Source organism: Companilactobacillus kimchii DSM 13961 = JCM 10707 (genome assembly GCF_001435445.1).
Classification (GTDB): Bacteria; Bacillota; Bacilli; order Lactobacillales; family Lactobacillaceae; genus Companilactobacillus; species Companilactobacillus kimchii.
Genome location: NZ_AZDH01000001.1, coordinates 132,473 through 152,462, shown reverse-complemented (window position 1 = coordinate 152,462; position 19,990 = coordinate 132,473). Strand labels below are relative to the sequence as shown.

19 protein-coding genes are annotated in these 19,990 nt (G+C 34.5%); 13 read left to right on the top strand and 6 right to left on the bottom strand.

Translation table 11 applies throughout. The features are described from left to right. Nucleotides 1-2: 2 nt before the first annotated feature. Genes FC97_RS00690 through FC97_RS00675 form a run of 4 tightly spaced genes read left to right on the top strand, consistent with a single transcriptional unit; the run spans nucleotide 3 to nucleotide 2,775 of the window. Complete coding sequence (locus FC97_RS00690; protein ID WP_054642697.1) at nucleotides 3-878, top strand: metal ABC transporter solute-binding protein, Zn/Mn family; 876 nt, start codon at nucleotides 3-5, stop codon at nucleotides 876-878. Between the two features lie 44 nt (nucleotides 879-922). Next, nucleotides 923-1,549, top strand: a complete 627-nt coding sequence (locus FC97_RS00685; RefSeq protein WP_225868718.1) for an ATP-binding cassette domain-containing protein — start codon at nucleotides 923-925, stop codon at nucleotides 1,547-1,549. Nucleotides 1,550-1,551: 2 nt separating this feature from the next. Continuing rightward, nucleotides 1,552-2,349, top strand: coding sequence for a metal ABC transporter permease (locus tag FC97_RS00680; protein ID WP_054642695.1), 798 nt, complete (start codon nucleotides 1,552-1,554; stop codon nucleotides 2,347-2,349). Nucleotides 2,350-2,364: 15 nt separating this feature from the next. Beyond that, complete coding sequence (locus FC97_RS00675; RefSeq protein ID WP_173585302.1) at nucleotides 2,365-2,775, top strand: GtrA family protein; 411 nt, start codon at nucleotides 2,365-2,367, stop codon at nucleotides 2,773-2,775. Between the two features lie 59 nt (nucleotides 2,776-2,834). On the opposite strand, the gene scrK is transcribed toward FC97_RS00675, so the two are convergent. Further along, on the bottom strand, nucleotides 2,835-3,707 hold the full coding sequence (scrK, locus tag FC97_RS00670) for a fructokinase ScrK (RefSeq protein ID WP_054642693.1): 873 nt from the start codon (nucleotides 3,705-3,707) through the stop codon (nucleotides 2,835-2,837). 267 nt (nucleotides 3,708-3,974) lie between these two features. On the opposite strand from scrK, the gene FC97_RS00665 reads away from it, so the two are divergent. From FC97_RS00665 to FC97_RS00650, 4 genes are all read left to right on the top strand, one after another. Continuing rightward, nucleotides 3,975-4,952, top strand: coding sequence for a LacI family DNA-binding transcriptional regulator (locus FC97_RS00665; RefSeq protein WP_056967632.1), 978 nt, complete (start codon nucleotides 3,975-3,977; stop codon nucleotides 4,950-4,952). Between the two features lie 131 nt (nucleotides 4,953-5,083). Further along, the gene (locus FC97_RS00660; RefSeq protein ID WP_056967630.1) at nucleotides 5,084-6,445 is read left to right on the top strand and encodes a glycoside-pentoside-hexuronide (GPH):cation symporter; all 1,362 of its coding nucleotides are present in this window, start codon (nucleotides 5,084-5,086) and stop codon (nucleotides 6,443-6,445) included. Nucleotides 6,446-6,454: 9 nt separating this feature from the next. Next, entirely contained in the window at nucleotides 6,455-7,813 is a 1,359-nt protein-coding gene (locus FC97_RS00655; RefSeq protein ID WP_056967628.1) for a right-handed parallel beta-helix repeat-containing protein, read from the top strand. A 20-nt stretch (nucleotides 7,814-7,833) separates the two neighbouring features. Further along, nucleotides 7,834-9,243 (top strand): glycoside hydrolase family 32 protein, encoded by a 1,410-nt coding sequence (locus tag FC97_RS00650; protein ID WP_056967626.1) that lies wholly within the window; start codon nucleotides 7,834-7,836, stop codon nucleotides 9,241-9,243. 40 nt (nucleotides 9,244-9,283) lie between these two features. Here FC97_RS00650 and FC97_RS00645 read toward each other — a convergent pair whose 3' ends face one another. Next, nucleotides 9,284-10,138, bottom strand: coding sequence for a helix-turn-helix transcriptional regulator (locus tag FC97_RS00645; protein ID WP_054642692.1), 855 nt, complete (start codon nucleotides 10,136-10,138; stop codon nucleotides 9,284-9,286). A 290-nt stretch (nucleotides 10,139-10,428) separates the two neighbouring features. On the opposite strand from FC97_RS00645, the gene FC97_RS00640 reads away from it, so the two are divergent. Continuing rightward, the gene (locus tag FC97_RS00640) at nucleotides 10,429-11,643 is read left to right on the top strand and encodes an MFS transporter (protein ID WP_054642691.1); all 1,215 of its coding nucleotides are present in this window, start codon (nucleotides 10,429-10,431) and stop codon (nucleotides 11,641-11,643) included. 57 nt (nucleotides 11,644-11,700) lie between these two features. On the opposite strand, the gene FC97_RS00635 is transcribed toward FC97_RS00640, so the two are convergent. Next, a complete protein-coding gene (locus tag FC97_RS00635) occupies nucleotides 11,701-12,177 on the bottom strand; it encodes a nucleoside deaminase (protein WP_054642690.1) in 477 nt (158 codons plus the stop codon). Nucleotides 12,178-12,380: 203 nt separating this feature from the next. Between FC97_RS00635 and FC97_RS00630 the strand changes: the two genes are divergently transcribed. Then, nucleotides 12,381-14,852, top strand: a complete 2,472-nt coding sequence (locus FC97_RS00630) for an isopeptide-forming domain-containing fimbrial protein (RefSeq protein ID WP_143442719.1) — start codon at nucleotides 12,381-12,383, stop codon at nucleotides 14,850-14,852. 48 nt (nucleotides 14,853-14,900) lie between these two features. Here the strand turns inward: FC97_RS00630 and FC97_RS00625 are convergent, their stop codons facing one another. The 3 genes from FC97_RS00625 to FC97_RS00615 all read right to left on the bottom strand — a co-directional run bounded on the left by FC97_RS00625 (nucleotide 14,901) and on the right by FC97_RS00615 (nucleotide 17,338). Further along, nucleotides 14,901-16,514, bottom strand: coding sequence for a polysaccharide biosynthesis protein (locus FC97_RS00625; RefSeq protein WP_054642687.1), 1,614 nt, complete (start codon nucleotides 16,512-16,514; stop codon nucleotides 14,901-14,903). 48 nt (nucleotides 16,515-16,562) lie between these two features. Further along, nucleotides 16,563-16,934: a DUF1304 domain-containing protein gene (locus FC97_RS00620; RefSeq protein WP_054642686.1), complete on the bottom strand. Its 372-nt coding sequence runs from the start codon at nucleotides 16,932-16,934 to the stop codon at nucleotides 16,563-16,565. Between the two features lie 92 nt (nucleotides 16,935-17,026). Next, nucleotides 17,027-17,338: a nucleoside triphosphate pyrophosphohydrolase gene (locus FC97_RS00615; RefSeq protein WP_054642685.1), complete on the bottom strand. Its 312-nt coding sequence runs from the start codon at nucleotides 17,336-17,338 to the stop codon at nucleotides 17,027-17,029. A gap of 131 nt (nucleotides 17,339-17,469) precedes the next feature. Between FC97_RS00615 and FC97_RS00610 the strand changes: the two genes are divergently transcribed. The 3 genes from FC97_RS00610 to FC97_RS00600 all read left to right on the top strand — a co-directional run bounded on the left by FC97_RS00610 (nucleotide 17,470) and on the right by FC97_RS00600 (nucleotide 19,947). Next, a complete protein-coding gene (locus tag FC97_RS00610) occupies nucleotides 17,470-17,826 on the top strand; it encodes a hypothetical protein (RefSeq protein ID WP_054642684.1) in 357 nt (118 codons plus the stop codon). Nucleotides 17,827-17,941: 115 nt separating this feature from the next. After that, a complete protein-coding gene (guaB, locus tag FC97_RS00605; protein ID WP_054642683.1) occupies nucleotides 17,942-19,420 on the top strand; it encodes an IMP dehydrogenase in 1,479 nt (492 codons plus the stop codon). A 212-nt stretch (nucleotides 19,421-19,632) separates the two neighbouring features. Then, a complete protein-coding gene (locus FC97_RS00600; RefSeq protein WP_054642764.1) occupies nucleotides 19,633-19,947 on the top strand; it encodes a DUF898 family protein in 315 nt (104 codons plus the stop codon). Nucleotides 19,948-19,990: the final 43 nt, after the last annotated feature.

Below are 19,990 nucleotides of genomic sequence, written 5' to 3'. Positions count from 1 at the left end.
GAATGCGAAAAAGAAATTTTATTTTATTAGCCTTGTTTTCGCTATTAATAGTATTAGGGGGCTGTAGTCGTCGTAATGCGTCACAAAAGATTATAACGACCACAGTTAATACTTATAAAGAGCCGATACAGAGTGTTGTCGGCGATAAATATCAGGTTGAATCAATTATTAAATCCGTCAATGTCGATCCACACAGTTTTTCAGCTTCCAGTAACAACGCTAAACAAGTTGCTGATTCACGATTGATTGTCGCTAATGGTTTGGGGTACGATGATTGGGTTGAAAAAATTGTGGCTGCTAATAGCCAAGAAGATAATATGATTGATTTTTCCCGAGACGTCTTGAAAAAAGATAATGGAGATAATGAGCATGTTTGGTTTGGAGTTAAGAATGTCCAGAAACTTAGCCGAGCAGTTTATAAACATATGGCCAAAGTTGATCCGAAAAATCGTACGTATTATCAAGCTAATTTTAAGGAATATTATTTAAAATTGAATCGTTTAATCCAAAGAGAAAAAGCATTGAAGAAATATACAGCTGGTAAAAAAGCTTATGTAACTGAACCATTACCTTACTATCTCTTAAAAGATCTAGACGTGACAATTGCTAATCAACACTTTGCTAAGGCCATCGAAGAAGACACTGATCCATCGATTAAAGATGTGAAAAATATGGAAACTGGTTTGAAGAATCATAAAGTTAGTTTCTTAGTCGTTAATAAGCAGGTAACCAGTGGCATTATTACTAAGATGACCACTTTGGCAAAGAAACATCATGTGCCAATTATTTATTTCACGGAAACATTACCAAGTGATTTGGGATATTATAGTTGGATGGATCAAAATATTAGTCAGATTGAAAGGATAGTGAAGGAATAATCGTTATTAAGGCAGTCAATTTAACCAAACGTTTTGGTAAACAATTGGTTTTTCAAAATTTAAATTTTCAAATCAATGATGGCGACTTTATCAGTTTGATTGGACCAAATGGCTCTGGTAAAACCACTCTAGTCAAAATGATTATGGGATTGGAAAAGAAATCTAGTGGTGACCTAACCGTTGATCATAAGCAAACTATCGGTTATGTACCTCAATTTAGAAATATCGATATCGATTATCCTTTGAATATTGAGCAATTTGTTCGCTTGAATCTCAAATTCACTTTGAGCCCTAAAAGACGTCAATCTGACAATCAATTGATCGAAAGAATTCTTGAGAAGACCGGTCTGACAGCTTTGAAGAATCGACCTTTGGGATTGGCTTCAGGAGGAGAAAAGCAAAAGGCCTATTTGGCCCAAGCACTCTTGAATGATCCTAAAGTACTGATTTTGGATGAGTCGACTGCTAGTTTGGATGTTGAAGTTAAGATGCAACTGATGGATCTAGTGGCTGAGTTGAATCAGAATGAAAATCTGACGGTCATTTTCATTACACATGATTACGAATTAACCAAAAAATATACACATCGAGCACTCTTTTTTAGAGATCATGAATTACAAGAAGTTGATGTTAAAGATGTTTCAGAAGATATGTTTGAGATGGGAGGCTAAGCATGTTTGAATATGAATTTATGAGGGAAGCATTTATTGCTAGTACTTTCATCGCCATCACTGCTGGATTAGTTGGTGTATTCGTTGTTTCTAGAAATATGTCTTTTCTTTCTCATACATTATCTGAAATTGGCTTTGCCGGAGCTTCTTTTGGAATTCTAGTTGGAATATCACCTTTAGCCGGGATGATAATTTTTACTTTGATTAGTTCGGTAGCAGTCGGTAGTTTGAGTAGTGAGTCTTCGAGACGGGAAGCGTCGATCAGTGCAATATCGTCGTTATTCATTGGTTTAGGAATTCTGTTCTTGTCGCTGTCCTCAGAATCGAGTAGTTATGCTACTAACATTTTGTTTGGTAGTATCGTCGGTATCAGTTCCAAAGAGGTTAATCAATTAATGATCCTGGCGTTATTCGTCATATTCGTCTTCATTATTTTCTATAAACCACTGTCATTTGATTCATTTGACCATATTGGCGCCCGTGCTGCCGGTTTGAAAACAAGATTACTATCAGTTGCTTTCTTAGTAACTTTGGCTCTGAGCGTTAGTATTGGAGCTCAAATTGTTGGTTCTTTATTAGTCTTTGTACTATTGACTTTGCCAGGAGCCACAGCCAAATATCTAGTACACTCGGTGCCGAAATTGATTATGGTTTCAGTCGGATTGTCGTTAGCCGGAGTTTGGTTAGGTTTATACTTAGCCTTTGTAACCAATTGGCCAGTAACTTTCTTTATTTCAGCTTTTGAAGTAATTGCTTACTTCTTAGGATTAAGCTATAAAAATTGGAAATTAAACCATTAAGGACATTAGTAAATTATGAAAGAATTATGGAATAAATATAAAGATATGATTCCTTATGCTTTTTTCGGAGTCTTAACAACAGTAGTAAATTACGTAGCTTTCGCTCTATTGTGGCGCACAATGGGAATGAATTCCCAAATTGCTAATGCCATCGCATATTTGATCTCGGTTATCTTTGCCTATGTGACAAACAAATTATGGGTATTCAATTCTCATACAACAACTTGGAAGGCTTTTTTCCAAGAAATGGGTTCATTCTTCCTATTCAGAGGAGGATCATGGGTTATTGATCAGGGAACAATGTTTGTCGGAATGATTTTATTACATGGTAATGGTTTTATTGTTAAATTAATTGCTAATGCTGTGGTAATCATTTTAAATTACGTATTTAGCAAATTTATTATTTTCAGAAAAAGAAATGGATAACAAAAAGGATTGAAAACAAGTTGGTTTTCAATCCTTTTTTATTGTTTTTTTAGTAAAAATTATTCTTGTAATTCACGGATAGCTAAGGCGAAATCACCTAATGTAGCTGAACCGTTATTTTTAATTACAGGCATTGTAATATATTTCTTCAAATCTGGAACTTCAACGTAATCGTTTAGTAAGTCTTTGAATTGAGCACGAACTTTATCTAGGAATGGTTCGCTAACAACACCACCACCGAAGACAATCTTGTCAGGTCTAAGAATAAGTGTAGCTTGAAGAGCTGCTTGAGCAACATAGTAAGCCATAATATCCCAAACATGATTTGTCAAAGGAACATCTTGTCCTTTGATACCTAAACGAGCTTCAAATGTAGGACCAGCAACTAATCCTTCTAGACAGTCACCATGGAATGGACAAACACCCTTGAAATCTAGATCGTCAGGATGACGTTTTACAAGTGTGTGACCCATTTCGGGATGTCCGATACCACCAACAAATTTGCCCTTATCAATAGCACCGGCACCAACACCAGTACCAACAGTGTAGTAAACTAATGAATCAATTTTTTCATTAGACAGAGTGGACATGACATATTCACCATAAGCTGAACCGTTAACGTCAGTTGTCCAGAACATGGGGATGTCAAAGGCTTCTTTCATTTTGCCAACAAAGTCAGTGTCTTTCCAGCCTGGCTTAGGTGTAGATGTGATATAACCATATTTTGGTGAGTTCTTACGTTGTTCAATAGGACCAAATGATGCAATTCCTAAAGCTTCAATATCAAATTGTTTAAAATAATCGATTGCTTTTTGTAATGTTTCTTCTGGTGTAGTTGTTGGGAAATGAACACTATCTTTAATACGGTAATCTTCGTCACCAACAGCACAAACGAATTTTGTTCCACCTGCTTCAATACTTCCTACTAACACAATAATCTCTCCTCAATTTCAGTAATCGTTTTCAATACTAATAAGATACTATTATTTGTTTTCAACGTCAAATTAGTTTATGAAAAAATCATAATTATTTGCATTAAATCAAAAATATATTATTGAAAATAAACCACTTTATGCTTTCCAAAAAATGGATCTTAGATCTATTTTGAATTTTTTTGATATGAAACATAGTTAGATTCTAATATTTATGATAGAAATGGAATGATATAATCAGTTTAGTATAGAAATTATGGTGAAATGATGAAAGCAAAAATAGATGATGTGGCAAAATTAGCAGGTGTTTCAAAGACGACTGTTTCAAGAGTCATGAATAAGCGAGGATATTTAAGCGATAAGACGGTTAAAAAAGTTCATGATGCAATGAATGAATTGAACTATCACCCTAACGTAGTTGCTAGACAATTATTTAAACAAGAAACCAAATTAGTTGGTTTAATTTTTCCAACCGTAAATAATCCTTTTTTTGGACAACTGGTTTCATCAATGGAAAAAAAGCTCTTTAGTAAGGGATTTAAGGTATTGATTGGTGATTCTATGAATGATCCAGATAAGGAGAAGTTATACCTTCAAGAATTGATGACCCATCAAGTAGATGGACTGATTGTTGGTGCACATAATCATGGTATTGAAGAATATAAAAATACCAATTTGCCAATAGTCGCAATCGATCGAATCATGAATAAGGATATTCCCGTTGTTTCTTCCGACAATTATTTAGGTGGACAATTGGCTACCCAGTTATTAATAGATAATGGTGCTAGAATTATAGTCCATACAAATGATCCACAGAATATAAAAAGTCCTGCTCAAAAGCGTCGTAGTGCCTACGAGGATACTATGATCCATAATGGACTAGATCCCATTGTATATACTTTGGAATTTGATTCAAATTCAGATAAAAAGATAGATAGTATAAAGAGGATTTTTAAAGAAAATCCTAATATCGATGGATTATTTGTCTCTAACGATATGGATGCGGCCCAAGTAATGGACGTTGCTAAAGATTTGGGATATAGAATACCTGAAGATTTAAAAGTGGTTGGATACGATGGAGCTGATATTACAAGAATACTATTGCCAAGTTTGACCACGGTTGTACAGCCAATAGACAAAATGGCTGATGTTGCTGTAAGTACATTAGTGGCGAGGATGCAAGACGTTAGCTATAGTTCAAATAAGATCTTACCTGTTAAAATATGGCGTGGGAAAACAGTATAGTTATTTTATGTTAACCGGTTGACATAGTCTTTGAAAGTGCTTACAATAAATTTTGTTAAGTACTTATTTTTTTGCCTCCATGTGTTAACCGGTTGACATATGGAGATAATTTAAGAACGGAGTGAATAAAAATGGAAACACAGGTTCCAAGTGACGTACAACAATCAGCAGAAGATATTCCTTTGTTTCGAAAATTAAGTTATTCCCTTACTGATTTTGGTGGAAATGTATTATTTGTAAGTATTAGCACGTATTTATTGTATTTTTATACAGATACTTTTGGACTCGCTATTGGTGCTGCTGGAACAATTCTATTGGTTACAAGGCTATTGGATATGGTCGATGCACCAATTTGGGGATTCTTAATTGATCATACACATACCCGCTGGGGTCAAAGTAGACCGTACTTTTTGTGGATATGTATACCGTTTGCATTTTTCACATGGTTAACTTTTACAACGCCTAATTTATCGGGTACAGCAAAAGTCATTTATGCATCTTTGACATATGTACTTTCAGGTATTCTTTACACTGGAATTAGTACGCCAATGACTTCAATTTTGCCTAATTTGACTAGTGATCCAGATCAAAGAACAGTTTTGAATTCTTACCGAATGGTTGGTGGAAATATTGGCTTGTTAGTTGCCAACAGTGTGGTTTTACCTCTAGTACAAATATTAGGACAAGGTAATGATAGAAAAGGGTTTTCTTACGCAATTGCTATTTTAGGCATTGTTTCAATCGTGTCTTTCTTAATTGCATTCTTGAATTTAAGAGAAGTGAATGTCACTCAAGTTAAGTCTATTTCGCTAAAACAAAGTGTCAAAGCAACTAAAAGTAATTGGCCTTGGGTATTAATTGTCGTTACTAATTTACTTTATTGGATTGGTACAACGGTTAGAAGCTCAGGGATGATTTATTATTTCCAATACAACATTCATGCTAAATCACTAGTATCAGTTGCCGGTGGATTATCAGTTGTCGCTGTTGCAGGTATGATTGCAACACCATTCTTTGTGAGAAAAACAAATAAAAGAACCGTGTTCATTGGATCACTAATGTTAGCTTCAATAGCTAATATTCTTTTCCAATTCGTTGGTAGCAATCAGATTTTAGTAGTTGCTTTATATTGTATAGGTTCAATTGGAACAGGAGTGGCAGCATCCATGCCATTTTTAATGTTGGCGGATGCAGTTGATTTTGGCCAGTGGAAGAACGGAATTCGTGCTAGTGGTTTTCTAACTTCTATCGGTAGCGCATTTTGTGTTAAGGCAGGAAGCGGAATTGGAGGATTTATTCCTTCGAAAGTCATGCAATATTTTGGTTATGTACCTAATCATATTCAAACCACAAGATCATTATTTGGAATTAATTTTAGTTTTGTTTGGTTACCGGCTATCTTGTTCTTATTAGCCACAGTTCCAATGTTTTTCTATGCTAAGTATGAAAATAATGAAGCTCAAGTTAGAGCAGATTTAGCAAGTCAAAATTAGGAGAAAAAAATGAATAATTCAAATTTTTATGATGTTACAAAATGTGATTTTGGAAATCCTTATGAGGATATTGGGAAGGTTATCAATGATATTATTGCTGAAGTTAAAGTTAAACAAGCAAAAAGCTGTTCAAACGGTAATGGTAAACCAGGCGCAGTAATTTATCTTCCACCAGCTGATTATCATTTGAAGACACAAGTTGTTATAGATATTAGTTTTCTAAAAGTAGTTGGGTCTGGACATGGATTTACATCATCTAGTATTCGATTTAATGTTCCTAAAAAAGATTGGTCTAATTTACATGAATTATGGCCTGGTGGTAGCAGAATTATTAATGATTTGCCTGTTGACAGTACATCATCTGAGAAAACTGGTGCAGCCTTCTTAGTAGAAAGGGATGGAGATCCTAGAATTAGTTCCGTAGAATTCTCTAACTTTAATATTGATGGATTGCATTTTGTTGATGATGGGGCTAACGATGATAATCCTGAAAACAGCTATGTTAATAATAAAACAGGAATCTATGTGGCTAGTGCACAAGACTCCTTCAGAATTACAGGTATGGGTTTTATATATTTGGAGCATGGAATTGTAGTTTATCACGCTGATGCATTAACCATTCACAATAATTTTATTGCTGAATGCGGAAATTGTATTGAGTTACGCGGATGGGGACAAGCATCGAAGGTCACTGATAATTTGATGGGAGCAGGATATAAAGGATATTCCATCTATGCCCAAAATTTTGCACAACTATTAGTTTCCACGAATAATATTTTTCCTCGAGGAGCAAGTACGATTTATTTTGAGCAGGTTACTAGATCTCTACTATCTAATAACATCCTACATGCTTTTTATCCAGGAATGGTGGTCTTGAAAAAAGTTAGTTCTGAGAATCTTATTTCTTCTAATCATTTCTTACGCGACCATGAGCCTTGGCAGCCAATGCAGACCCATGATAATGGGATTGTAGATTCATACGGATTGTTGGCGATAGATGGTAATAATAACACGGTAACTAATAATCATTTTTCAGAAATTATTGATAAAAAATATCTTAAGCCATCAGGAGTCACACCGGTTATCATTCATGTTGTTGATGGTAGTAGCAACTATATTTCTAATAATAATGTGGTTGCATCAGAAGCACATTCTGAAATTGGTGAATCGGCGTTTAAATCTCAAGTCGGTGCTTTACTTACGACACAACAATCAAGTGTTATTCAAACAATCAATGTATTAATAGAAAAGAACTCAAGAAATAATACAATTTTAGATTCAGGAACAGACGAGCAAATATTATTGGATAAGTCAGTCAATGCAATTAGATTTACACCAAAAGTACCAAATGGAGAAAAAATTTTATAAAAAATATTTTAGGAGCAATTATGACTGAAAGAATTAAGTTAACTAATAAAAGATACAGACTTGGATATCATATTATGGCACCGTCAGGGTGGATCAATGATCCTAATGGTTTTTCTTATTTTAAAGGATATTATCATCTTTTTTATCAATATTATCCTAATGATTCGAAATGGGGTCCAATGCATTGGGGACATGTAAGGAGTAAAGATCTGGTTCATTGGGAAACATTACCGATTGCTTTAACTCCAGGTGATAGTGAAGATGAAGGAGGATGTTTCTCAGGAAGTGCAGTTGTTTATAATAATAAGATGTACTTAATTTATACAGGACATCATTACTATAATGATGGTAACCCTGAACATTTCTGGCAAAATCAAAATTTAGCTATTAGTGAAGATGGGATACACTTTAAAAAGTATAAAAATAATCCTATTATTTCTGAAGCTCCAGAAGATAATACGGCCAATTTTCGAGATCCAAAGGTTTGGTATGATAACGGAAAATGGTACTTAGTGCTAGGTAGTCAAGATAAAACAGGAGTAGGACGTGTTTTATTATATGAATCTAACAATCTTACGGAATGGCAATATAAGGGAATACTAGCAAAATCTAATTCTTCAGATAAAGAAGGAGATATGTGGGAATGTCCTGATTTCTTTAAACTGGAAGATAATAATTTTTTGGTTATGTCTCCTCAAGGCATAAAAAAGGATGGATCTAAATTCAAAAACTATCGTCAAACTGGTTATTTAGTTGGCGATTATAATTATCAAAAAAATGAATTTGAACGTGGCAAATTTTCAGAATTAGATAATGGACATGATTTTTATGCAACTCAGACTATGTTGGCACCAGATGGTAGGAGAATTTTAGTAGGATGGATGGACATGTGGGAAAGCCCAATGCCTGAAAGTGTTGATGGTTGGGCAGGAGCATTAACAATTCCACGTGAATTAATATATCGAAATAATGTTCTACAAATGAGACCAATCAAAGAGTTGAAACAATTAAGAACAACAAAATTAGTTGACGAAGACTTAGAATTAATTGACTATAAGCAATTATTATCCAACGTTAAACAGTATGAAGCTCTACTGACTTTTAAAGCGGATGATTTAAATGGATCAGGAATTGAAATTTTAGACTCGAACAACAATAAGATATTGGATTTGAAGTATTTAAATAACAAAGTGATTTTAAACAGAATGGGAAAAGATGGTGAAAGGGAAGCAGAGATTAATATTGAGAAAGAATTAAAGCTTCATTTGTATGTTGATACTAGTTCCGTAGAGATATTTGTTAACGACGGAATAAGAACTTTTACAGAAAGAATTTATACAGATAAAGCTAATTTGAATGTTATTTCTGAAAATAAAACAGATGTATCAGCAACTGTTTATCAACTTGAGAATACGGCTATTAAATTTTAAAAAGCAAGGAGGCAGTATAATTCTGTCTTCTTGCTTTTTGTTATAGATTTAGATAATCAATGCCATTCTTCTTGAGAAACGCCAATGCTTTTTCCCCTATTAAGTGGTTGCCTATGAATTTAGCAAATGAATAGGCTTGAATCGCATATTGAATAGCCTCAGATTGTTTACCTTGTTGTTCTGCCATTTCTGAAAGTAAGTAGTAGAATGATTCAACAAAATACGAGCTGCCGTTTCTTTGGGCCAAATTTAAACCAGAAGTAGTAATATCTATACATTTTTCAAGTTTGTCATTATTGGCATAGTACATTCCCAAATTATCGTAAATTAATAGAGACCAAAAGAGATTGTTATTAGTATTGTAGTTTTTAAATAATGATGCAGTTTGTTCGAAATAAAAATTAGCCTTCTTAATATCGTTCTTTTGGCTATAGGCCACACCTAATTCGCAGGTTGCAAGAATGGTAAATATGTCAGAGATGTCATCGTGAAGTAGCAATAACTGATTGAAACCGAATATTGCATCATCAGAATTATTAGTGAGCCACATTTCGGCATCCGTTTTTAAGAATTGATAATGAGCTTGTTGGTCTTTATCGTCAGTTTGTTGAAAGTTCTTTAATGAATCTACAACTTCTTGATATTTATAATTCATGCTAAAATGGTCTGCCTGCATTAAAATCTGATCATTTTCAGTAGCAATGTCGTTAATAACAACATCACTTAACTTTAAATTTAGCCGATTTAATAATTTTACTAAGATTGTACTTCCTGGAGAAGTAGAATTTCTTTCTAGGGAACTGATGGTTCCCTGTGTGGTAATATCTTTGGCTAAATCAGATTGAGATAAACCTATCTTTTTTCTGGTTTGTTTTATTTTATTTCCATCTATCATTTGAATACCTCTAAAAAAATATTGAATTTGAAATAAATTTATAAATCAACGTAAGAAATGTTTGTATTTATGTTTTGATTATATCCCAATTCTTAAATATAAAAACATATCTATGATTAATATTGATTTTATAGCAACACTGAGAGCATCTATTTGGTTTTAATCTTGAGTGAATTTCAAAGCATTAAATAATTTAATACAATTAAAAAAATATTAGAATACTATTGAAAATTATTTTAATGAGGATTATAACTAATACTAATAAATTTATATATATGGGGGTGGAATATATGGAATTAGCGGAACCGGATACGATGAAGCAATTGGTTAAAGCTGGAGTTACGACGGTTGTTAATGATTTGGGGGCATCGATATTTAACTACGCACTGTCTTTAAAATTATTACAAGTCACTGGATCAGCTATGGGGTACGGAACAAGCTTGATCATTGGACCATTAGTCGGTGTACTTGTAGCCCCTTGGGTAGGAAATACAGTTGACAGTTATCAAAGAAAACATATTGCCTTGATTGCCGAAAGTGTGTTGATTTTAACTCTCATTGTATATTTTTTAGCTTTTGAATTATTTAATACCAATATTCTCATCTCGGCAATTGTTGTTGTGTGTTTGAATAATATTACGGCCCGTTTTTTTACTATTTCATATTTATCATCTACCCCACAGATTGTAACAGTTGAACATATCCAGAAACTTAATTCTATTGAATCGACGGCGGCAACAGTATCAAGTATTTTGGCGCCAGCGATAGCAGGGTTTTTATTTGGAATTATGGATTTTAAATGGATGATTGTTTTGCAAATTGTGACGGAAATAATGACTTTATTTTTAACAATTGCAACTCACTTCGATGATAATCCGATAGATAAAACTAAAAAGAAAATTCAAAACTTGAATATTTTTAAATCATTAAATAAATATCCGACGGTACTTTTCTTTTTAATAGTAACGATGTGTCTCAATATTACTAGTACGGCTCTTGTTATAGGCATGCCTTATGTTGTTATACATACGTTGAAATATTCAACGACAATCAGTGGAAATATTGAAGGAATCTATTCTATTGGAGCTCTTATTGGTGGAATTATTATTACAATAGTTACTTTGAAAAATACTTTTGGATTCATAAGAAATATGTATTGGGTAACTAGTATACAACTACTTATTTTAGGATTGATGTTATTTACCTTACCACACTATGTTTTATTCATTTTTGCATTCTTTGAATTTGTTATAGGTGTGTTCGATGCTATGTCTCAACCTCCAATGTTTACTTATATACAAAAGACAGTTCCAGAAGGGGACCTTGGGAAGGTTAATACCTCAATGTATACCGCTTCGCAGATACTTACACCAATTGCAGTATTTATTTTCAGTATTGTATTTTCAAAAGTTAATTATCAAATGATTTTCTTAATCAATGGAATAGTTAGTTTACTTTTGACATTCTTCCTATTGGAAATCGTAGGAAAGAAATTTATGAAATAGAAAAATACCTCATAACATTTAGAACAATATCTACTTGTTATGAGGTATTTTAATCGATTAATAAATTGTATGTGATGAATCCTCTTTGAAATTATTGAAAGCCTTGATAGTCGTATCTCTGTCATGTTGTTCAAGATTCAAAACTTTTTTATCCTTCAAACCATCGGATAAGAATTTGTAAATGAAATCGTCTCTGAAGCCAATGTCCTTAGCATCTTCAGCGGTATTACCGTAGTAACAAGTTTTGATGTTAGACCAAATAATAGCACCTAAACACATTGGGCAGGGGTAGGCATTGGTATATAATTCACAGCCGGATAAATCGTGTGTTCCTAATTTTTCGCAAGCTTTTCTAATGGTTGTGATTTCTCCATGTGCTGAAGGATCGTGATTTGCTAGGACATGATTACGACCTTGTGCAATAATTTCTCCATCTTTAACAATAACAGTACCAAAGGGTCCACCAATCTGTGTTCCCACATTCTTTTGAGCCTCTTGAGCGGCTAAATCCATAAATCTTTTGTCATATGCCATAAGTAGTATCTCCTGGTTAACAATATTTTGATACTTGATTAGTATACTTCTATTTATAATCTCATAGAAATAATGATACAAAATGGCATATTCCTAGTTATCAAAAATGTAAAAATATTTTTGCCCGTCTTGAATAATATTTATAAGCGCTTCCATTTATAATTAATCATAATTATTATTCTTAATTTAGATAGGTGGAGGATATGAAACCCAATAGAATACAGCAAATAATATTATCTTTACTCTTATTTCTAGTGGCTATATTTGGCATGCCTTCAATTCGCAATGTACAGGCTGCGGAAATAGATGATGGAATAAATAACTGGTATGCCCCGTCTAGTCAAACGACACAAGTTGGTTTGTTACCGATGGGAGATAATTTGGATTTAGGTTATACTTTTGGATTAGCTCAAGGATATAACTCTAATTCCAGTGAGTTACCATATTTTTTAAATGGTGGCGATGATTCAATTATTAAAGATTCAATAGCAAGTGGTAATTCGGTTCAATATTCTAAGATGGATGTCTTTTTGAAAAAGGGCGATAAATACGTCAATGCACTTTTCCAAAATCGTGCGGGAAGCAGTATTGAAACTAATCGTAGTTTAGCCTCATCCTTGTCACCGGATTTTATGATTGTACCGTCTGATTCAACAACGACGAAAGTTACAGCGATGGAATATTCTGTTTTGCCATCACAATTTTCAGGGACGGATCCAACTAATCGGATGACTAATAAAAAATATTATATAGGAACCGATCAGAATGGAAATGCTGCTTACAAAATTGTTGGTGATTTGAAACGTAATAGTAAGACCTATGGAGTGTTTGATTTAAAAATTGAGTTATTAATGCGCGCTGATCCAAACAATGGTGCTGTTGTTCAAAGAGAAATGTATGTTTATAATTCAAGTTCAACGACACAGAAATTCACAACGATGTTTGCTGAAGATACGGCTTTAGGATTAATGGGAAAAACTGATCAGTCATATATTTATGATATGGGTGAAAGTCGTGGACTGATTATTACTTCTAGAGCTGATTCGTCAGATAGATACACTCTTTTAATTACTAATAAAGTTAAGGATGGATTTGATCAGTATACGGGAGTCGCTAGAGATTTATTAACTAATCCGACTAATTGGTTGGATGGTTTCAAGAACAGCAAGAATCAAAGTAGTATTGATGGCTCAGGAGCTGAGAAAGACAATAATGCTTACGGAACTTCACTTTTCAAAACTAGTGATGGTTCGCCGAGAGTCGTTGATACAGCATATGCACTGAAATGGAATCCTACTACTTTGGAACCGGGACAGACAGCTCACTTTGTTTCAACCATGGGAGCAATGCCACAATCTTCTGCTTCACCGGCCGTTTCAAAAACCTATACTAATAAAACTAATTCCACAGGTAAAAATGAAGTCGGAGATCGTTTGAAATTTACGATGAAAGTGACTAATAATGGTTACGGATCAGAGTGGTCCTATGACAAATTGATCGATGAAATTCCTGAAGGATTACAAATAGATGCTTCAACAATAAAAAAATCTAACGATGGCACTAACTTCACTGCAGTTCCTGCTACCAGTTATGATGATACAAATCGAATTTTAACTGTTATGCCGGGTTATTCTCTAAAGGATAACGAATCCGCAACGATAACTTTTGAAGTTGTCGTTGAAAGTGGAGCCGGAACGACAATTAAGAATACAGCACAGTTCTATGGAACTGATCAAAAAGTGTCTGGAACAACACAGAAAAAATATTTAGCTTCAGTTGATGTACCGATTGAGAAATTAGCTTTCAATTATAATTTTACACGCCAAGTTAAAAATGAAACTAATAAGGAAACAGATTATGCTAATCAAACTACCGCTAAAGTAGGAGATGTAATCAGTTATAAAACAAAATTTGAAGTTGCGAACGATAGTACACATCCACTAACCAGTGCCACGAATATGATCAGTAATTTGCCAAGCAGCTTGGGTACGCCTTACGATATTACCGTTACAGGAGCTGATGGAAATAGTTACCCGCAAGGTGGTACTAATACTGGAGTTGTCAGAGAAGTAAAAGCCGGCGAGTCGGTTATTGTCGAGAACAAAGCCAAAGTTACTTCAGCAGCAGTTGGTAAGATAACGACTAATGCTACTTTGAAAGGTGGAGTCGTAGCCAATAAAGATTTGGATGATCTAATTTCTAATAACGCTGAAGTTTCAATTGAAAATGTTGATGGCATTACGTCAGTCCCACAAATGATTGATTTTGGAACACATAACTTTTCAGGTACCAGCTTGGAAGCCAATAACGTTAAGACTGATGGTGAGTTGATTGTTAATCATCCGACAGACAATCCGTTCATGATTTCCGTATCTTACGATAATACCGATCCTAATTCACAGATGAAAAATAGTGATGGAGATACTTTAAGTAACAATTTGGGAAATATTTTATTCTTCCGTCAACGCCAAACAAGTGTTACTGATTTTGGAACGTGGCAACCAATTTTGGCAAACGGAACAAGGATTCAGTCAGAGAGTTTCTCAGGCGGTCAAGATAATTTAGATTTATCAGAGTATATTGGGGCTGGTTCTTGGAAACTAAAGATGGATAGCAGTACTAAGTCAGGTAACTATAACGGAACCATAACGTGGCAAATGGTAGACTCGGCTTAGAAAAATAAAAAAGGAAAACCTTTAGCGGTTTTCCTTTTTTGATCTAAATTAATAAATCTTAGTATCACGAATATCTTTAAGAATGTTGAGTGAACCATCTTTGTAACTGAGGAAACCATAAACTAAGATACCGAGGACTCCACAGATAGCAATAACGATGATTGCTCCAACCTTGGTAGCGTCGGAAATTACTTGAACAATTAGTAAGTTTGCAACGACCACGACGACTAGCATAATTAAACCATCGATGAGGATGTGAATTAACTTTTTACCTAATTCCTTATCAACAATTGCAAACTCTTTGTTGATAAGTCTAAAGGCGAAATGACTCATAATTACAAAAGCAATAGTTGTCGCAACGACCGGTCCATAAACACCTAGAGCCAAGGTTAATGGTAATTGAAGCACAATTTTTAGTAGATAGGCGATCACTAGGTAAATCATTGATTTCTTCATATGGTGAGTAACCTGAAGAATATTTTCCAAAATCATGAATAAACAGTAGAAGAAGGCTTCAAAACACGAAACTATCAGAACTTTTGAACCGAGGATACTTTGATCGTAGAAGACGAAAGCAGTCCAGAGTTGGCGACTGATAGCCATTACTCCGAAAGTAGCTGGAAGAATGATGAAGACTGTGAATTGAACGATTTTACGCATGAAATTCTGAATATATTCATTGGAAACTTTCTTGCTGACCATAGCCGATAGAGCTGGAATAACAGAAGCAGATACGGAGATGGCAAGGGAAACAAGGACCATAATAATTTTATTAGCTTGGAATCCGAACATCGCATAGAGATTATCAATTGTTTTTTCACTAGCATGAAGAATTAATTGATAGATCCATGTGAAAGTTGTTTGATCGAATAGTTGTAAGACGGTCATGATAGTGTCGACTAGCAAAAATGGAATAGCCGAACGCAACATTGAACCAAAGTTGATATCGATAGTTTCATCGGTAGGTAAATCATCTTTTGTCTTGATATCGTCGATTGTTACTGAACGTCTAACTTTGACACGAATCCAAAGTAGGAAGACATAAGCCAACGTGGCACCGATAAATGAAGCAAGCGTTGATTGGTTAACAGCAGAGATATAATTACCCTTTTGCAAAATCATGATTGTGTATGTGGCATAAAGCATGTAAGCCACACGGGCAATCTGTTCGATAACTTGAGAAAAGGCTGAGTAGGAAATGAAGGCATAACCTTGAATGTAACCTCTCAAAATACCTAGAGCTGGAATAATTAGCATCGCAACACTCAAATATTTAATAGGCGTTACAACACGCATATCGCCGGCTGCCAAAACGATGGCAACATATTTAGCACCGAAGAACATGATTGCAGCACAACCGATACCAACTAAGGTCATGTAGAAACTGTACTTCTTGAAGAGCTTTTCACTTTGATCAAAGCGTCCTAAGGCATTATGAGCAGCGACTTCTTTAGAAATAGCTGAAGGAATACCTGCTGTGGCGATAATCAAAAAGAGATTATAAATGTTATAAACTTTTCCGTACATAGCATTAGCCGCGTTAACAGCTAACGGACCGATCCAGATATTCCAGGGAATGATATAAACAACCGCTAGAATACGGGAAATAATTCCACTAATGGAAATCCACAGGGAACTTTTTAGTAATGAATCTTTTTTCATTTTTTTATCCATTCTTTATAAAATTACTTATATTATAGAAGCTTTTGGTTAACGGTAAAAGAAGAGTACGAAAATCAAAGCTATTAGAGCGGGTAATCCTTGTAGAAAAATAATCTTTCTAGTAGCTGTCATAGCACCGTAAATTGCCACGATGATGACATAAAGCATCAATAAGATCATGATGATTTTCAAAGTTGTACCAGTGAAGAAAAGAATCATTGCCAGAATTAAGAGGCCTAAAGCACCGTTATAAATACCTTGGTTAGCTAGAGCAGTTTTGGCATGTTCGTTTTTAACGAAGTCCAAGGGCATATCAAAAGCCTTGGCTTGTTGTTCTGGTTTAGCAAACATTTCAAGACCAGCAATGCCAATATGTTCTAAGGCGACTAGTGCAACTAAAAATAAAGTTAGGATTTGCATTTTAATCTTCTTTCTATATTAAAAAGTATAAGTATTATATTAGCCTGTTTTAAAAAATCATACAATGGGAACAAAAAAGAAGAACCAAAAGCTTATGATTCTTCTTTAGTGTTTATCATAGCAAATTTTTCAGTAAATTTACCTTTTTGATTGATTTTAGCATGTCTAAGGCTGTCCATTTCTTCGTAAGTGATTGAAGCATCGTCGAGAATGGCGCGAATAACTTCTTCCAAGTCCCCTAATTCTTCGACTAAGTTAGCACGAGTGCTAGCCGTTTTTACCTCGGTAGCTTCTTCAACTGCTTTCTCACGTAAAGAGAGGCGGTAATCGTCGTTTGAAAGTACTTCAAATTTAGAATCGTCGTTAATAATATTGGGTATTTTATCCCGAACCAATTTTCTCATATTATAAGTTCCCCCTAAAACGTTGTGTAAAAGAATCTTACCACACAAGGGGAATAGAAGCCGAGAATTTGATAACAATAATATCATCATGATATTATTTAATTAAAATAAATATAAAAGTGTTGATTGTTATGAGTGTTTCAAGTGTAGAAATGACAGAAATATGTGGTGGCTTGTTGTTACTAGTAATGATAATTATAATTATTTTGCTAGTTCTAAATGACCTAATTCGTAAGAGAATGGAGTTTGCCTGTAAGGATGCCTTAGCCAATCATCAAAAGATTGATGATATTGCTTTGGATGAGAAAACTTCTTCTTATTTGAAGAGAAATAACGACCACGAATTGCACCGGCTTAACGAATATGTTTCTAAACAAAACGATGTTATACAGTATAAATTATATTTAAAGAAACGCCGATTTGATTTTTATTTAAAAAAACAAAATTTATGGAATTATAAAGTTATAGCAATAAAAATGTATGAATAAGGCTGTCGTTATGACGATAGTCTTTTTTTATTGATTGACTATCGTAGAAAAATCGGATAACATATTTATAAATTTTACCTATATTTAGGCAAAACAAATAATTAGGAGGAAGATCATGTCGGCATGGGATACAAAATTTGATAAAAAAGGATTCACTTTTGATGATGTTTTATTAATACCAGCAGAGAGTCATGTTTTACCAAATGAAGTGGATTTATCAGTTCAACTAGCTAAGAATATTAAGCTAAATACACCAATTTTGAGTGCAAGTATGGATACAGTTACCGAAGCACCAATGGCCATTGCAATGGCTCGTCAAGGTGGTTTAGGTGTCATTCATAAGAATATGAGTGTTGAGCAACAAGCTGATGAAGTATCAAAAGTTAAGCGTTCCGAAAATGGTGTTATCATTGACCCCATTTACTTAACAGCAGATGACAAAGTTAGTGAAGCAGAAAAATTGATGAGTACTTACCGCATAAGTGGTGTTCCCATTGTAACTAATACAACTGATTTGAAATTAGTTGGTATTATTACTAACAGAGATTTACGTTTTATTACTGATTTTTCAGTTAAAATCGGTACTGTAATGACAAGTGAGGAATTAATTACTGCACCACTTGGAACATCTCTAAAAGAAGCAGAACAGATCCTTCAAGAACATAAGATTGAAAAATTACCTTTGATTGATAAGAATGGCCGCTTAGGTGGTCTGGTTACAATCAAAGATATTGAAAAAGTAAAAGAATTTCCTAATGCCGCTAAAGATCAATATGGACGTTTGTTAGTAGCCGCCGCTGTTGGTGTTACTAGCGATACTTTCGAACGTGCCAAAGCCTTACTTGATGCTGGTGCTGATGCCATTATTATTGATACTGCTCATGGTCATTCAGCTGGTGTCTTAAGAAAAATCTCTGAAATTAGAGCTAAGTTCCCAGAAGCAACTCTAATCGCAGGTAATGTCGCCACTGCCGAAGGTACAAGAGCACTCTATGATGCTGGAGTAGATGTTGTTAAAGTTGGTATTGGACCTGGTTCAATCTGTACAACTAGAATCGTTGCCGGTGTCGGTGTTCCTCAACTAACAGCCGTATACGATGCCGCAAGTGTTGCTCACGAATATGGTAAGACAATCATCGCCGATGGTGGTATCAAGTATTCAGGTGATATCGTTAAAGCTCTAGCAGGTGGTGGTAACGCCGTTATGCTTGGTTCAATGTTAGCTGGTACTGATGAAGCACCTGGTGAATTTGAAATTTATCAAGGCCGTCGTTTCAAGACTTACCGTGGAATGGGTAGTTTAGCTGCCATGTCACATGGTTCATCCGATCGTTACTTCCAAAGTGGTGTTAACGAAGCTAATAAATTAGTTCCCGAAGGTATTGAAGGTCGTGTCGCAGCTAAAGGTGCTGTTGGCGATGTAATTTATCAATTACTTGGTGGTTTACGTTCAGGTATGGGTTACGTTGGTGCTCATAATTTGAAGGAACTACAAGATGCTCAATTTGTACAAATCTCAAATGCTGGTTTAAGAGAATCACACCCACATGATGTAACTATTACTAAAGAAGCCCCTAATTATTCAGTTAAATAACAAATAGCAGCAACTATTTAGAGCAAAGCGTATTTACGTTTCTAAATAGTTGCTGTTTTATTTTTCGAATTAACTAATAAAAGATGCTATCTAGTATCCAAAAAGCTGAACAAACGATTTACAATAATTGTAGGAAGTATTTTGTATCAGGGGGGGAAAATATGAATAATCAAGAACAACAACCAAGTACGAGACAAGCTAGATCTCAAAATATGAAGTTTGGAAGATATTCGTATTTTGACGGGGGACTTTTTGAATTGATCTTGCTGAGTTTAGGTGGATTCATTATGACGGTTTTCACGATTGGGATTCTTTACCCGTGGGCACTTTGTTTGGTTTACGGATGGAAAATTAATCATACCGTAATCGAAGGCCATCGGATGCACTTCAATGGAACTGGTTTAGAATTATTTGGTAATTGGATTAAGTGGCTTTTATTATCGATCATTACAATTGGTATCTATTCGTTCTGGGTTAATATCAAATTGGAAGATTGGAAAGCTAAACATACAACTTTTGTAAATTAGCTTATCGTTATAACGATAAAAAGACTAGTGCAGCAGCTATTAA

Excerpts from the sequence above, each read along its gene's own strand:
- FC97_RS00690 (WP_054642697.1), top strand. The coding sequence starts at position 3 with ATGCGAAAAAGAAATTTTATTTTATTAGCCTTGTTTTCGCTATTAATA.
- FC97_RS00680 (WP_054642695.1), top strand. The coding sequence starts at position 1,552 with ATGTTTGAATATGAATTTATGAGGGAAGCATTTATTGCTAGTACTTTC.
- FC97_RS00675 (WP_173585302.1), top strand. The coding sequence starts at position 2,365 with ATGAAAGAATTATGGAATAAATATAAAGATATGATTCCTTATGCTTTT.
- FC97_RS00665 (WP_056967632.1), top strand. The coding sequence starts at position 3,975 with ATGAAAGCAAAAATAGATGATGTGGCAAAATTAGCAGGTGTTTCAAAG.
- FC97_RS00660 (WP_056967630.1), top strand. The coding sequence starts at position 5,084 with ATGGAAACACAGGTTCCAAGTGACGTACAACAATCAGCAGAAGATATT.
- FC97_RS00655 (WP_056967628.1), top strand. The coding sequence starts at position 6,455 with ATGAATAATTCAAATTTTTATGATGTTACAAAATGTGATTTTGGAAAT.
- FC97_RS00650 (WP_056967626.1), top strand. The coding sequence starts at position 7,834 with ATGACTGAAAGAATTAAGTTAACTAATAAAAGATACAGACTTGGATAT.
- FC97_RS00645 (WP_054642692.1), bottom strand. The coding sequence starts at position 10,138 with ATGATAGATGGAAATAAAATAAAACAAACCAGAAAAAAGATAGGTTTA.
- FC97_RS00640 (WP_054642691.1), top strand. The coding sequence starts at position 10,429 with ATGGAATTAGCGGAACCGGATACGATGAAGCAATTGGTTAAAGCTGGA.
- FC97_RS00635 (WP_054642690.1), bottom strand. The coding sequence starts at position 12,177 with ATGGCATATGACAAAAGATTTATGGATTTAGCCGCTCAAGAGGCTCAA.
- FC97_RS00630 (WP_143442719.1), top strand. The coding sequence starts at position 12,381 with ATGAAACCCAATAGAATACAGCAAATAATATTATCTTTACTCTTATTT.
- FC97_RS00625 (WP_054642687.1), bottom strand. The coding sequence starts at position 16,514 with ATGAAAAAAGATTCATTACTAAAAAGTTCCCTGTGGATTTCCATTAGT.
- FC97_RS00620 (WP_054642686.1), bottom strand. The coding sequence starts at position 16,934 with ATGCAAATCCTAACTTTATTTTTAGTTGCACTAGTCGCCTTAGAACAT.
- FC97_RS00615 (WP_054642685.1), bottom strand. The coding sequence starts at position 17,338 with ATGAGAAAATTGGTTCGGGATAAAATACCCAATATTATTAACGACGAT.
- FC97_RS00610 (WP_054642684.1), top strand. The coding sequence starts at position 17,470 with ATGAGTGTTTCAAGTGTAGAAATGACAGAAATATGTGGTGGCTTGTTG.
- guaB (WP_054642683.1), top strand. The coding sequence starts at position 17,942 with ATGTCGGCATGGGATACAAAATTTGATAAAAAAGGATTCACTTTTGAT.
- FC97_RS00600 (WP_054642764.1), top strand. The coding sequence starts at position 19,633 with ATGAAGTTTGGAAGATATTCGTATTTTGACGGGGGACTTTTTGAATTG.